The sequence below is a fragment of the Pseudoalteromonas sp. S1727 genome (assembly GCF_005886375.1).
Taxonomy (GTDB): Bacteria; Pseudomonadota; Gammaproteobacteria; order Enterobacterales; family Alteromonadaceae; genus Pseudoalteromonas; species Pseudoalteromonas haloplanktis.
In genome coordinates this window covers 104389-119262 of sequence record NZ_PNDT01000010.1, presented here as the reverse complement: position 1 = coordinate 119262, position 14874 = coordinate 104389, and the positions used below count along the sequence as shown (strand labels likewise).

13 protein-coding genes are annotated in these 14874 nt (G+C 41.5%); 10 read left to right on the top strand and 3 right to left on the bottom strand.

The window, feature by feature from the left end:
- From CWB85_RS03255 to CWB85_RS03245, 3 genes are read left to right on the top strand one after another with little or no spacing between them, the layout of a single operon-like run.
- Nucleotides 1-1344, top strand: a complete 1344-nt coding sequence (locus CWB85_RS03255; protein ID WP_138554078.1) for an AMP-binding protein — start codon at nucleotides 1-3, stop codon at nucleotides 1342-1344.
- On the top strand, nucleotides 1331-2374 hold the full coding sequence (locus tag CWB85_RS03250) for a LuxE/PaaK family acyltransferase (protein ID WP_138554077.1): 1044 nt from the start codon (nucleotides 1331-1333) through the stop codon (nucleotides 2372-2374). Before CWB85_RS03255 ends, CWB85_RS03250 begins: the two co-directional genes overlap by 14 nt.
- A complete protein-coding gene (locus tag CWB85_RS03245) occupies nucleotides 2358-3491 on the top strand; it encodes an acyl-CoA reductase (RefSeq protein ID WP_138554076.1) in 1134 nt (377 codons plus the stop codon). The genes CWB85_RS03250 and CWB85_RS03245 overlap by 17 nt, the downstream gene beginning before the upstream one ends.
- Here CWB85_RS03245 and pseC read toward each other — a convergent pair.
- Together pseC and pseB are read right to left on the bottom strand one after the other, a co-directional pair.
- Nucleotides 3449-4651 carry a UDP-4-amino-4,6-dideoxy-N-acetyl-beta-L-altrosamine transaminase gene (gene pseC, locus CWB85_RS03240; protein WP_138554075.1) on the bottom strand — a complete coding sequence of 401 codons (1203 nt, stop codon included), beginning with the start codon at nucleotides 4649-4651 and terminating at the stop codon, nucleotides 3449-3451. The two genes, CWB85_RS03245 and pseC, sit on opposite strands and share 43 nt — an antisense overlap.
- 8 nt (nucleotides 4652-4659) lie before the next feature.
- Nucleotides 4660-5661 (bottom strand): UDP-N-acetylglucosamine 4,6-dehydratase (inverting), encoded by a 1002-nt coding sequence (gene pseB, locus CWB85_RS03235; protein WP_138554104.1) that lies wholly within the window; start codon nucleotides 5659-5661, stop codon nucleotides 4660-4662.
- 196 nt (nucleotides 5662-5857) lie between these two features.
- Here pseB and CWB85_RS03230 point away from each other — a divergent pair, with 196 nt between their 5' ends.
- Nucleotides 5858-6643, top strand: coding sequence for a flagellin N-terminal helical domain-containing protein (locus CWB85_RS03230; RefSeq protein WP_138554074.1), 786 nt, complete (start codon nucleotides 5858-5860; stop codon nucleotides 6641-6643).
- Between the two features lie 162 nt (nucleotides 6644-6805).
- Complete coding sequence (locus CWB85_RS03225) at nucleotides 6806-8242, top strand: sigma-54 interaction domain-containing protein (RefSeq protein ID WP_138554073.1); 1437 nt, start codon at nucleotides 6806-6808, stop codon at nucleotides 8240-8242.
- Between the two features lie 60 nt (nucleotides 8243-8302).
- Here CWB85_RS03225 and CWB85_RS03220 read toward each other — a convergent pair whose 3' ends face one another.
- Nucleotides 8303-8890 carry a DNA-3-methyladenine glycosylase I gene (locus CWB85_RS03220; RefSeq protein WP_016708057.1) on the bottom strand — a complete coding sequence of 196 codons (588 nt, stop codon included), beginning with the start codon at nucleotides 8888-8890 and terminating at the stop codon, nucleotides 8303-8305.
- 139 nt (nucleotides 8891-9029) lie between these two features.
- Between CWB85_RS03220 and CWB85_RS03215 the strand changes: the two genes are divergently transcribed.
- From CWB85_RS03215 to fliG, 5 genes are all read left to right on the top strand, one after another.
- Nucleotides 9030-10139, top strand: coding sequence for a sensor histidine kinase (locus tag CWB85_RS03215; RefSeq protein WP_138554072.1), 1110 nt, complete (start codon nucleotides 9030-9032; stop codon nucleotides 10137-10139).
- Entirely contained in the window at nucleotides 10136-11590 is a 1455-nt protein-coding gene (locus tag CWB85_RS03210; protein ID WP_016708055.1) for a sigma-54-dependent transcriptional regulator, read from the top strand. Before CWB85_RS03215 ends, CWB85_RS03210 begins: the two co-directional genes overlap by 4 nt.
- Before the next feature lie 179 nt (nucleotides 11591-11769).
- Nucleotides 11770-12102, top strand: a complete 333-nt coding sequence (gene fliE / locus CWB85_RS03205) for a flagellar hook-basal body complex protein FliE (RefSeq protein WP_016708054.1) — start codon at nucleotides 11770-11772, stop codon at nucleotides 12100-12102.
- Nucleotides 12103-12122: 20 nt separating this feature from the next.
- Complete coding sequence (fliF, locus tag CWB85_RS03200) at nucleotides 12123-13838, top strand: flagellar basal-body MS-ring/collar protein FliF (protein WP_016708053.1); 1716 nt, start codon at nucleotides 12123-12125, stop codon at nucleotides 13836-13838.
- Nucleotides 13831-14871, top strand: a complete 1041-nt coding sequence (fliG, locus tag CWB85_RS03195) for a flagellar motor switch protein FliG (RefSeq protein ID WP_016708052.1) — start codon at nucleotides 13831-13833, stop codon at nucleotides 14869-14871. Before fliF ends, fliG begins: the two co-directional genes overlap by 8 nt.
- The last annotated feature ends 3 nt before the right edge of the window (nucleotides 14872-14874 follow it).

The following is a 14874-nucleotide window of genomic DNA, read 5'->3' as shown; positions in this document are numbered from 1 at the left end:
ATGGCTGGAATGTTCTGGCAATTAACAGCAACAAACCCCCAAGGGAGACTGATTTATAATGATCAGGTCATTGATTATATAGAGCTTGAGCAGCAAGTAAGTGATATTCAACGTACCTTACCAATTGAGCGAGAATTGATTGCACTGGTTGCAAATTCTTCTCTTAATTTTGTTGTTTATTATTTAGCATTATTAAGAACGCAGCACGTGGTACTTTTAGTTGACCCGTCATTAAGTGAAACCGAAAAACACGCTTTATATGCTCATTATCAAGTTAACTCAATAATTACAGAATTAACTATTCAACCGTTTAGTTCGTGTAAACATCAACTTGCTACTGAACTAAGTGTGCTTTTATCTACCAGTGGTTCAACTGGTTCGCCAAAACTGGTGAAGCTCAGCAAAACAAATCTTGCGGCTAACTGTGCTTCAATCTGTGAGTTTCTCCCGATAGAAAGTAGTGATGTGACAATGACATTTTTGCCGCTTTCATATTCGTTCGGGTTGTCTATTTTACATAGCCACTTAGCGTGTGGCGCTACTATTGTTATACAAAATGAGAGCCCAATGTCTGCAAGCTTTTGGCAGCAGTTTCAAAAATTTAAAGTAAATAGTTTTTATGGCGTGCCATTTAGTTTTCAACTATTGATACGCTTAGGGTTAGAAAAACTACCCTTACAGCAAATTCGCTACATGGCACAAGCGGGAGGAAAGTTACCTGATAAGCAATGGCAGCGCCTTGCTCTGTTTACTCAGGCGAATGATGTTGAATTTTATACCATGTATGGACAAACAGAAGCCACTGCAAGGATTGCTTATTTACCCGCAGAGCATTTTGCTGAAAATACTGGAGTGATTGGTCTTGCTATCCCCAATACATCACTGCATCTCATTGATGAAGAAGAGCGAGAAATCACGGAGCTTAATACGCAAGGTGAGTTATGTGTGATCGGCGATAACGTATTTGGTGGTTATGCGACAACAACAGCTGAATTAGGCTCATTTTCGCAAAATTTACCACTAAAAACTGGCGATATTGCGCAGCGACTAAAGAACGGCTTTTATCAAATAGTGGGTCGCTCTAAACGTATTTGTAAACTTGCGGGTAAGCGTATTAACCTTGATGAAGTTCAAGCTTGGATAAGTAATGAACTTGCACTAGAGGTGATCTGCACTGGCAGTGAAGATGTATTTAATGCTTATGTTAGTGAATACACGAATGCTGATATAAAAAAAATGCTAGCCGATAAACTCAAATGCCATAGTCGATTAGTCAGTGTTATTCATTTGAAAGCTTTCCCCAGGCTTAGCAACGGTAAGGTGGACTATCATGCACTTAACTGATGAACAGCTACGAGAATTACCTGTATATGGTTTAGCAAAGAATGAAAAACAGGCTTTTTTACATCGCCAACTTATGTTTTTAGATAGTCATCACAAGCAACACTGTGAGCCTTATCAGCGCTTGCAGCAATCATTTTCAGACACGATGCCATTAGCTGTGCCATTATTTAAGCAATTTCTGTTATCCAGCATACCAGAAGAGCAACAGCATCGATTATTAACCTCCTCAGGGACCAGCGGGGCTGTATCTAAAATATCATTAGATACGCAGACAGCACAATTACAAAGTAAAATTCTGACAAAAACCTTGCAGCATTGGCTAGGTAAACAACGTTTACCAATGCTTGTTATTGATGCAAAAGAGACGATACGAAAAAAATCAACAATGTCTGCTCGTGCCGCAGGCATCCAAGGAATGCTGTTTTTTGGCCGTGATCCGCACTTTGCATTAAACGATGATATGACTTTAAATATGCCTGTCATTGACGCTTTTTTTGAAAAATACAGTACAACGCCAGTTTTTATGTTTGGTTTTACTTTTATTGTTTGGCAGCAATTTATTCAAGCATTAATGAAATCTAGTAAAAGCATTAAGTTTGAACAAGGGGTTTTACTGCACGGTGGTGGCTGGAAAAAAATGCAACAACATGCAGTGAGTAATAAGGCATTTAAGCAGGCCATCACAGAGCAGCTCGGCGCAATTAATGTGCATGATTACTATGGTATGGTGGAACAGACTGGCACAATTTATATTGAATGTGAGCACGGCTTTTTACATACACCTGCTTGGTCTGATATCAGCATCGTTGATGCAGCCACACAGCAACCTTTACCTTTTAATACGCTAGGAGTGATTCAAGTTGAATCCGTGCTTGCTAAAAGCTACCCTGGACACCGTTTATTAACCGAGGATTTAGGCACTTTGCATGGCGAAGATAACTGCCAATGCGGTCGATTGGGTAAGTATTTTACAGTGCAAGGACGGTTAGCAAAATCACAAGTAAGGGGGTGTAGTGATACCTTTATTTGAACATAATTCGTTGCAATTATTGCAAGGAAAGCTTGTGCAGCTATCGCCTATGGCAGTGCCATTTGACGACGATATTATTGCTGACATTGCTGCTTTTTCACAGTTTCTGTTGCAGAAACAGCACTCGAACGCGCTATCTGCACTGGGGTTTTGGTGTCGAAAGGCTAATCTACTTGCTATGAAGAAACACTACATGGCGCTAAATCATAGTCAGCCCCGAGGGTTGGTTTTTCATATTACTCCAGCCAATGTAGATACAGTGTATTTTTATAGCCTAGTGCTGAGTATGTTGTGTGGTAACTGCAATGTGGTGAGGATCAGTGACCGCAGTGGCGAGCAAGCTTACCAGTTAATCGCACTGCTTAATGAGTTTTTATCTTTATACCCTGACTCAGTATTAAGTTCGCTGTGTGCTGTTGTATCTTATCCAAATGATGTGCAGGTAATCACTGAACATTTTAGCGAACATTGTGATATGCGGATCATTTGGGGGGGCGATGATGCAATAGCAAAAATCAATCAACAAGCTAACGTTCAACATCAAATATGTTTTCCAGATCGATATTCATTAGCCGTTCTTCGTCTTGCAACTGAGGATGATATTGCTCTTGCTGTAACGCGTTTTATCCGTGATTTTAATGCTTTTTCGCAACAGGCTTGCTCATCCCCTAAAGCAATTCTGTGGTATAAAACCCCCTTAGAGTTGCAACATGTATTTTGGCAGTCACTTCGTTTAGAGCTCAGTAAAGAGCAATCTCAGTTTAGTCAAACGGCAAAAGCCAATCGTTTATATTATTTGCAACAGTTGATTTTACAAGCTGATATTAATATACAAGCACTTGCTAAGCACCCTGAATTTATGTGTTGTGAGCTTGGCGAATTCTCACCGAGTATGCTATTACACCACCAAGGCGATGGCTTAATTTTATCTTGCCAAATATCGTCCTTAGTGTTAGAAAAAACAGATAAATTACAAACCATTAGTTATTTTGGATTAAATAATGCTGAACAAAATCAACTTGCTTCAATTGCTATTAGAGCGGTAGCTTTAGGGCAAGCACTTATATTCGACCATTATTGGGATGGTGTAGACTTACTCGCTGAGTTGAGCTGTTGATAAAGATTTTTAACGGTATTTTGAACTTTGCTAATTTCTTGCTCGGTAAGTGTTGGGTGCAAGGGAATGGTAACAGCTTGATGGTAATACTTCATCGCGTTTGTAAAGGCAAGTTCATCAAAGCCAAGCTGCTGATAGTACGGTTGTAAAAATATCGGCATATAATGTAGGTGGGCATATACACCGTGGCTTCTAAGTTGCTCAACAAATTTTGCTTGTTGTTCTTGATTGCTAAACTCTAAGCGCAAAATATATAAATGGTAACTACTGTAACACTCCTCAGTAATTATAAGTGATTGCATATTGTGCTTAGAAAAAAAACTATCGAATTGTTTTGCAATGAGGTTTCGTGTTTTCACAAAGTTGTCGAGTTGCTTTAACTGACTTAGCCCCAAAGCAGCTTGCATGTCAGTCATTCTATAATTAAAACCAAGCTCTAACTGTTGATAATACCAAGGGCCATGGCTTGGCTCTGTCATTTCTTCAGGTATATTAGTAATACCATGACTACGTAAGCGATTCATTTTTTTATTGAGCTCAGCGCTATTGGTAACAGCTATACCGCCTTCTGCGGAAGTAATTATCTTTACCGGATGAAAGCTAAACACAGTAATATCGGAGTAATCACAGCTACCAACTGGTTTACCTTTATACTTAGCACCAATGGCATGAGAGGCATCTTCGATGACCTTAAAATCATACTCTCTGGCAAGTGCACTTATCGCTGCCATATCGCATGATTGACCAGCTAAATGAACAGGGATCACCACTTTAGGGAGTGTATTTTTTTGTTTAGCAAGCTTTAGTTTGGCTGTTAGTGCGCTAACCGACATGTTACCTGTTTCAAGATCGATATCGACAAAATCAACATTCGCTTTGCAATAGAGTGCGCAGTTACTTGATGCAACAAATGAAATAGGGGATGTCCAAACAGTATCACCCTCACCGACGTCTAAAGCTAGACACGCGATATGAAGTGCAGAAGTTGCACTATTAGTCGCACACGCAAATTCTACACAACAGTAATCCGCAATCGCTTGCTCAAAAGCGGGGACTTGAGGACCTTGTGTAAGCCAGTCAGATTTCAAAACATCAATAACGGCATCTATATCGGCTTGTGAAATACTTTGCTTGCCGTAGGGGATTACTTTACTTGTCATGGCAATATTTACAACAACGCTTGCACGTTAAAGTCTTTTATTTCTTCAAGTGTCATATAGTGTGGATTGCTTAAAGAATTATATTCAAAGCCTTGTTTTACTTTCTTCCCCTTTTCACCTAAAGCATTAATAGTAAAATCATTACTTCGGCTACTAAATTTAATTCCTGGTGCGATTAAAAAATGATCGTGGTACTCATAAGTTTCAAAGCATAGATCCGCAGGGCACATAACTTCGTGGAGTTTTTCTCCTGGGCGAATACCAATAACTTTTATTGGTAAATTGGGCGCCATTGCTTTAGCTAAGTCAGTAATACGAATAGAGGGGATTTTTGGTACAAATATTTCTCCGCCCAACATACGTTCAAAGTTTGTTAGAACAAAATCAACACCTTGTTGTAGGCTTATCCAAAACCGAGTCATTTCTTCATGCGTGATCGGAATATGATCACGACCTTGCTCAATAAACTTTTGAAAAATTGGCACTACTGAGCCTCGCGAGCAGACTACATTCCCATAGCGCACGACAGAGAAAGTAGTACGATTACCACCGGCAATATTATTGGCGGCAACAAATAGTTTATCAGACGCCAATTTAGTTGCGCCGTATAAATTAATAGGGTTGGCAGCTTTATCAGTCGATAGCGCAATTACTTTTTCAACATCGTTATCAAGTGCGGCATCGATAACATTTTCAGCGCCATTAATATTAGTTTTAATACACTCCATCGGGTTGTATTCCGCTGCCGGCACTTGCTTAAGAGCTGCAGCGTGGATTACATAGTTAACGCCACGCATGGCTCTGCGAAGTCTATCCTTATCGCGCACATCGCCGATAAAATAACGCATACAGGGTTGGTCAAATTCTTGCTGCATTTCAAACTGTTTCAGCTCGTCACGAGAAAATATAATGATTTTCTTAGGATTGTATCTTTCAAGTAATGTCTTAACGTATTTTTTACCGAATGATCCGGTACCACCGGTAATTAGAATTGTTTTGTTATCGAACATAGTGTTACCCAAGTTATTTATCATTGGCGCTGCTGTTAATAAAAGTGAAATACGCAAAGTTAAATTTATTACATATCTCAATACTTTACCCATTAACTAAGCAAGATGCCAAGTTAATTTAGTTTAAACATGGTACAAAGCACAAAATTTGGCAAATTAAGCTATAATTTAACCATTCAGTGTGTCGGAGCCTGTTATGAAAATTCAATCACCTTCAAATAGCTTTTTAAACCAAACCCAGCAAACCAGCAATAAGCTTGCAGAGCAGCTCGCTACCGGTAAAAAAGTAAACTCTGCGGCGGATGACGCTGCGGCATTACAAATTATTGACCGGTTAACCTCCCAACAAGATGGTTATGGGCAAGCTGTTCGCAATGCTTACGACGGTATTTCTTATTCGCAAGTGACGGAATCTAGTTTATCTGGGGTTAATGATGCAGTGTCACGTATCCGGGAGTTGTCTATTCAGGCGGGGAACGGTGCGTTAAGTGATAATGATCGTGCTGCATTACAAGATGAAGTGGTGCAGTTACAAAGCCAAATTACAGAGACGTTTGAAAACGCATCATTTGGCGGTAAGCCTTTGTTCGATGGTCAGTCATTGTCGTTTCAAGTGGGGCCAGATGCCAATACGACACAAACAACGACACCTTCAGACGGTAGCTTTGCTGCTGCGATTTCAACGATTGATATTTCAACGCAAGCGGGCGCACAAGCTGCCATTGATATTAGCAGCCAAGCGAGCGACGAGATTAATGCTCAGCGTGCTGAACTAGGGGCTTTTCAAAATACCTTAGCGAGCACTATTAAAGGGTTAGGTACGCAGCAAGAAAATATTGCTGCGAGCCAAAGTCGTATCCAAGACACTGACTATGCACAGGCAATATCTCAGCAAGTGTCGAATGATATTTTAGCGCAAGCGTCCATTGCACTGCGTGGCCAAGCGAATCAATCTGCAGAGTCAATTTTAGGTTTGCTCTAAAAGCTTAGATAAACATTAATTCTTAAGTATTACTTATAATTAGCAATGCGTCTGTTTTTTGGCATCTATGTCAAAAAACTGCCGCTTTGTGCTTGCATCCCTGCCAAACTCGCTTACAATTTAATTCATTAATAGCTAGTGGTAACTGTGGTTCGCTAAATAATGATCTTGATCTTAGATAATAATAATAACCGTGCGATTGGTTTACATGCTGCGTTGACTTTTATTGGTGAAGCCGTTCAGCTTGTGGATGACGCCAGTATTGAGCAAGAATGTAATAAGTACCAAAAGCAATCATGCATTGTCATCCTTGGCGCATTGCAACAATTAGATCATGAAAACGTGATCAAACGTCATCCCACGATCCCATTTTTGTTAATTGGCGAAACACTGAAACCGCTGTTAAGTATCGCTAATGTTGTTGGCTTGATCTGTGAGCCATTTAATCATGATGTAACCACTCAGCTGCTACATGATTGCCAACAATATCAACGTATGCTGCCAAATGAACACAAACATCATAAACCGCATAAAACCTTTGACGGCCTTGTTGGTGAAACAGAAGCGGTTAAAGATGTGCGCTTTTTGATTGAGCAAGTTGCGAAAACCGATGCGAACGTCTTAATTTTAGGTGAATCAGGCACAGGTAAAGAAGTGGTTGCCCGCAATGTGCATTTACTTTCTAAACGAAACGCTGGGCCGTTTGTGCCAGTTAACTGCGGTGCTATTCCTGCCGAGCTGTTAGAAAGTGAATTGTTTGGCCATGAAAAAGGCGCGTTTACGGGCGCTATTTCTGCCCGTAAAGGGCGTTTTGAACTAGCCCAAGGTGGCACGCTGTTTTTAGATGAAATTGGTGACATGCCACTGCAAATGCAAGTGAAGTTGTTGCGTGTATTGCAAGAGCGCAGCTATGAGCGGGTTGGCGGTACCAAAGCAATTCAGGCTGATGTGCGGGTGATTGCAGCGACGCACCGCGATCTTGAACAGATGATAGAGCAGGGCAGTTTCCGCGAGGATTTGTATTATCGCCTTAATGTGTTTCCAATTGAAAATCCGTCTCTTGCACAGCGTGTAGATGACATTCCACTTTTATTAAAAGAATTAATGCGTCGCATAAGCGAGCAAAGTGGTTCAACAGCTAAATTCACAGAGCGCGCTATTGATAGTCTTAAAGAGCATACGTGGCCGGGTAATATTCGTGAGTTAGCTAATCTGGTTGAGCGCATGGTGATCATGTTGCCAGATAAAGTCGTGGATATTCCTGATCTACCCGCTAAATACCGCTATATTGAAGTGGATGCTTATGAGCCTGAATATCCAGAGGAGTTGATGGAGCGTGATGCATTTAATGATATTTTTAGCTCGGGATTTAGTGATTATGATGATGAGCCTGAAGTTGAGATAGGCGCGCCTGACTCAGGGTTATTACCTGATGAAGGCATTGAATTAAAAGAATACTTAGCAGAACTTGAAATAAGCCTAATTACTCAGGCCTTAGAACGCTATGATTATGTGGTTGCCCGTGCCGCCGAAATACTCGGTGTGCGCCGCACAACCCTAGTTGAAAAAATGAAAAAATATAACCTATCGCGAGATTAATTCGCGGTAGGTTAAAATATTTCACCTTTCACCTTTCACCTTTCACCTAACGGCTAACGCCTAATATTTCTCAATAATTTCTTGTTTCCTAAAACAATCATTACTGTGATCGTTAACCATGCCACAGGCCTGCATATGAGCGTAAACTGTGGTGGGGCCTAAAAATTTAAAGCCTCGTTTTTTTAAGTCTTTGGCAAACGCGGTGGATGCCTCGGTAATTGCAGGGTAGTCACTGAGTTTATCTAACTCATTCACTAATGGCTTACCGCCAACAAATTGCCATTGATAGTGACTAAAGCTGCCAAATTCTTGCTGAACTTCTATAAAACGCTTTGCGTTATTAATAGTGGCAGCAATTTTTAAGCGATTTCGTATTATGCTTTCATCCAGCATTAATCGTTCAACATCCTGCTCATTCATTTGCGCTACTTTTTCTACATCAAAATTAAAAAAAGCTCGGCGATAACCGTCTCGCTTTTTTAAAATGGTATACCAACTTAACCCTGCTTGTGCTGATTCAAGGGTAATGAACTCGAATAATGTTTGGTCATCATAAACAGGTACTCCCCATTCATCATCGTGGTAGGCAACATAATCATCTTTGCTGGTATCGAGCCAAGGGCAACGGCACAGTTTTGTTGAACTCATAGCTTATCCTTATTCTAAAAGTGTTGTTCGTCATTTTTCTGTCGCGCTATTTTAACGCTAACCATTTGAAATTAATTGATATAAATATTGGTACAATTTGTGCATTTAGCTAGTTAGATCCTGTAAACGAGAATGCATTATGGCTTTAGCTAATGTCTTAAAACCACAATTTATCACAGCTACTCAATATAACCCATGCTTACTGCAAGAAGAGTATATTGGTGAGCTAAGTGAATTACGCCAGCAAGCGAGTTGGTTAAGTCATTTAGTCGATACCATGCCCGCGGGGGTGGTTGTGCTCGATGCGCGCGGTATGATCGCTAAAGCCAACCAAATAGCAATAGATATGCTAGGTGAGCCACTGGAGGGGGAAAAGTGGTTTAATGTGATCCAACGCTCGTTTCGTCCCCAGCAAGATGATGGTCATGAGGTTTCACTTAAAGATGGCCGTCTCATCAAGCTAGAAATCACAGCATTGGCGCCAGAGCCAGGTCAGCTCATTTTAATGACTGACTTGACTGAAACACGCCGTTTACAAAAGCGAGTTGCGCATATGCAGCGCTTGAGCGCGCTTGGAAAGATGGTAGCATCGCTAGCGCATCAAGTACGTACACCGCTTTCTGCCGCTATGTTATATGCAGCCAATTTGGGTTCTAAACGTTTACCAGAGAGTTCCAGAGGCAATTTTCATACGAAATTGATGTCTCGCTTAAAAGATCTTGAAACCCAAGTTAACGATATGCTGTTGTTTGCTAAAAGTGGCGATCAACAAGTGGTAGAACGTGTGTCGATGCAACAGTTATTAACTGAAGTAAAAACCGGTGCGGATGCCATGGTTGCACTGAATAATAGTCAACTTGACGTTTGTTTACCGGAACCAGACATCGAAATTATGGGTAATAAAACGGCCCTTGCCAGTGCGATTCAAAACCTTATTCACAACAGCATTCAAGTGATTGGCTCACAAGCTCATGTGCAGTTAAGTGCACAGCGTGATGATAATGTTGAGTTAGTGCGCATCACGGTAAGTGATAATGGTCCAGGTGTTGATTTAAGCCAATCGGATAAGTTATTCGAACCATTCTTTACCACACGAAGCCAAGGTACAGGTTTAGGGCTTGCAGTGGTCAATTCAGTGGCTAATGCACACCAAGGACGTGTTGAAGTAACTAACAACGCCCAAGGGGGAGCAAGCTTCAGCTTACTATTGCCTATTTGTACAGAGCCTAAATCAGTGGAGGCACCATGAATAACACGATTTTAGTTGTCGAAGATGATGCAGGGCTGCGCGAAGCCCTAATTGATACGTTAGAAATGTCAGGTATAGATTGTGTCGCTGCCGATAGCGCAGAGCAAGCTATGATATTACTAAAGAAAGAAGCATTTTCATTGGTTGTCAGTGATGTGCAAATGGGAGCAATGAGCGGCCTTGATTTATTGCGCAGTATTAACTTGAATCACCCTGATTTACCAGTGCTCATGATGACTGCCTATGCCACGATTGATGACGCCGTTGAGGCAATGCGCTTGGGTGCGATTGATTACATGGCTAAACCATTTGCGCCAGAAGTATTGCTTAATATGGTTAGTCGTTATCTACCAGAGCCAGAAAAAGAAACTGATGGTCCGATAGTTGCTGATCCCAGCAGTATTAAGTTACTAGAGCTTGCCAGTCGTGTTGCAAGATCTGATGCCAGTGTCATGGTACTGGGGCCCAGCGGTTCCGGTAAAGAAGTGCTTGCACGATTCATCCATGATAAATCTGAGCGATCAGAACAGCCCTTTGTTGCAATAAACTGCGCAGCTATCCCTGAAAATATGCTTGAGGCTACTTTGTTTGGCTATGAGAAAGGCGCTTTTACTGGTGCAATTCAAGCTTGTCCAGGGAAGTTTGAGCAAGCACAAGGCGGTACTATATTATTAGACGAAATCACTGAAATGGATTTAGGTCTACAAGCTAAGTTATTGCGTGTTTTACAAGAGCGTGAAGTCGAGCGATTGGGTGGGCGTAAAACCATAAAGTTAGATGTGAGAATTTTAGCAACAAGCAACCGTGAGTTAAAAGAAGCGGTCGCGAGTAATCAGTTTAGAGAAGATCTGTATTATCGTTTAAATGTGTTTCCGTTAATGTGGCGACCGCTTTGCCAGCGTCCGGGTGATATTGTCATATTGGCAAAGCATTTAATCGAGCGCCACCTTAATAAAAGTAAAGAGCCGATTGCGCAATTGACTAAGCAGGCTGAGCAAAAATTATTAGCGCATGCTTGGCCGGGGAATGTACGTGAGCTTGATAATGTGATTCAGCGGGCATTGATTCTACGTCATGGGGACATGATTGATGAGGATGCAATCTTTATCGAGAATTTAGCCGAACCTCCTCTAACGCAAGCTTCATCAACTCATTTTGTAAGCACGACTACTGCCATTGACAGTGTAACAAATGACGCTTATTACGATGGCCAAGCACCGGCTCTTAAAACAAGTACAGAGCAAAATAAGCCATTAGCAGAGTTACCAGCCAGTGAATCGGGTAGTTATAAAGCTGAACTAAAGGATAAAGAGCACCGCATTATTCTAGAAACTCTCAACCGTTGCCAAGGTAAACGTAAAGATGTTGCTGAAACATTAGGGATCAGCCCGCGTACTTTACGTTATAAATTAGCGCAAATGCGTGACTTAGGTATTGCTTTACCTGCTTAAGTTTTACCCTTTATAAAACCACACATCTGTTTTAATTACGCTCAGCCAAAGCTGAGCGTAAGCTCGTCAAAACTCTGACAATATAAAATAACATATAAGTCATTGATATTTAAACTTTTATTTTTGGCATACTTTGTGCTTTATTAAGTTATTAGTAAACTGCATCGTCAGAGACAATTATGAAAGTTCAAAACAGCGCATTATTTCAAGAAATGCAATCTATGGCCCTTGAAGCTGGTCGTAGTAATCACATCAATAAGTTACCAGTTCAAGCCCAGCCGACTTCAAGTGCGCAATTTGGTGATTTGCTCAGCAATGCACTTAATACTGTTAATGACATTCAGGCAGATGCGAAGCAAAAAGTAACAGCGGTAGAAATGGGTGATCGTAATGTGTCATTAGCTGATGCGATGATTGCATCGCAAAAATCGTCAGTGGCTTTTGAAGCGACAGTGCAAGTTCGTAACAAACTTGTAGAAGCCTATAAAGAAATTATGAACATGCCTGTTTAACTAGGTAGTGGAGAATTATTGTGGCGCAATCTAATCAATCAACCGATCTTGCTTTAGCAGGTGGTGGCATCGACCAAAGTGATAATGACGATCAACAAGAACAAAAGTCAGGCTATTTAAGTGCTTTAAACGGCGTTGATGTATTGCGTCAAGTGACCTTAATTGTTGCTTTAGCTATCTGTTTAGCCATTGCAATCTTTGTGATTATTTGGGCTCGTCAGCCAGATATGCGCCCACTTGGGAAAATGCCAACAGAAGAGCTTATTCAAACGCTCGACTTTTTAGATGCGCAAAAAATAGAGTATCAGCTTGATGGCAATGTTGTGTCAGTTGCTGAAAATGAATATCAAAATATTAAGTTACTGATGACCCGCGAAGGCATCGAGCAAGCTCCCAGCTCAGGCACAGATATTATTATGCAAGACATGGGCTTTGGTGTGAGCCAAAGGCTAGAGCGTGAGCGTTTAAAACATGGTCGTGAGCAACAACTAGCGCGAACCATCGAAGAGCTGCAAAATGTGACTCGTGCCAAAGTATTATTAGCAATTCCAAAAGAAAATGTATTTGCACGTCGTGAGAAACAGCCCTCAGCTACCGTTGTGTTAACATTAAAACGTGGCCGCACACTTGATGGTGAAGAAGTTGATGCAATTGTTGATATCATCGGCTCAGCAGTACAAGGTTTAGAGCCTGCACGCGTCACTGTAACCGATCAGAACGGTCGATTACTTAACTCCGGTTCACAAAGTTCATTAGCAGCACGTTCTCGTAAAGAATACGAAGTTGAGCGTAAGCGCGAACAAGAATATTTAGATAAAATAGACAGTATCCTCATCCCTGTACTTGGCTTGGGGAATTACACTGCACAAGTTGATTTGAGTATGGACTTTAGTGCAATTGAAGAAACACAAAAACGCTTCAACCCAGATTTGCCAGCAGTACGCAGTGAAACAACCTTCGAAGAGAATAATATCGGTGGCTTAGCCGTTGGTATTCCTGGTGCTTTGACGAACCAGCCTCCAATGGACTCAAATATTCCCGAAGTAGCCGGCCAAGGTGGTGCAGGGTCGAGTACATCGCCTAGTCGCAGCCATAAAGAAGCAACACGCAATTATGAACTGGATACCACTATTTCACATAAGCGCCAGCAAAGTGGTGTGATCCGTCGTATTAGTGTATCGGTGGCAGTTGATTACATAGCAAGTGTGGGTGAAAATGGTGAAACCACTATGGTTCCGCGCTCTGTTGAAGCTTTGTCAAATATCCGTCGTTTATTACAAGGTGGCGTTGGCTTTGACTTGCAGCGTGGTGATGCGCTTGAAGTTGTAACCGTGCCGTTTGTACGTGAACCGATGGATTTAGCAATCGAAGTGCCATTGTGGGAACAAAACTGGTTTATGAAAGTGGTGCGTTTAGTACTGGGTGCACTGGTGATTATCGTGTTGATTATGGCTGTGGTTAAACCTATGCTGAAACGCCTAATTTACCCTGATGATACCCTTGAAGAGTATGATGATGATGCGCTTAGCTCTGGGGTAGATATCGGTGATAATACACTCGATATGCTCAATAAAGATTTTGATTCTGCTTCGGTTGGCTTCTCAAGTGATGGTACACTACAGTTACCAGACCTTCATGGCGATGAAGACTTATTAAAAGCAGTTCGTGCCTTGGTAGCGAATGAACCGGAACTCTCCTCACAAGTTGTGAAAGCGTGGTTAACTGAAGATGACTGATCAAGAACAAAAACAACTGCCAGCAGCGTTTGATGTTGATAAATTAGACGGTGTAGATAAAGCGGCAATCTTATTGCTGAGCTTATCTGAAGAAGATGCAGCGCAAATACTCAAGCACCTTGAGCCAAAGCAGGTGCAAAAAGTGGGTATGGCAATGGCGGCGATAGATGATCTATCGCAAGCTAAGATTAGCGCCGTGCATAATTTATTTATAGAGCAAATACAAAGCTTTAGTACGATAGGTTTCCAATCTGAAGACTTTATTAAAAAAGCATTAACTGCCGCGCTGGGTGAAGATAAAGCAGCAAGCCTGATTGACCAAATTGTGATGGGATCGGGCGCTAAAGGTCTTGATTCATTGAAGTGGATGGACTCAAAACAAGTTGCCAATATCATTCGCAATGAGCATCCACAAATTCAGACCATTGTTTTATCCTATTTAGAGCCTGAGCAATCGGCAGAAATTTTGGCGCAATTTCCTGAAAAAGTCCGCTTAGATTTAACCATGCGTATCGCCAACCTTGAAGAAGTGCAACCGGCAGCTCTGCAAGAGTTGAATGAGATCATGGAAAAACAATTTGCCGGTCAAGCAGGTGCACAGGCAGCGAAAATGGGCGGCTTAAAAGCAGCGGCAGATATTATGAACTACCTCGATACTAATATTGAAGGTCAGTTAATGGATTCAATCCGCGAGCATGATGAAGAAATGTCGCAACAAATCCAAGACTTAATGTTTGTATTTGAAAATCTGATGGATGTTGATGATCGTGGTATTCAAGCTATTTTACGTGAAGTCCAGCAAGATGTACTGATGAAAGCCATTAAAGGCACCGATGATGCACTCAAAGAGAAGATATTAGGCAACATGTCAAAACGTGCTGCAGATATGCTTGCTGACGATTTAGAGGCGATGGCACCGGTGCGGATCAGCGAAGTCGAAGCTGCACAAAAAGAAATTTTATCGACTGCGCGTCGTTTAGCGGATTCGGGTGAAATTATGCTTGGCGGTGGTGGTGGCGAGGAGTTCTTGTAAACC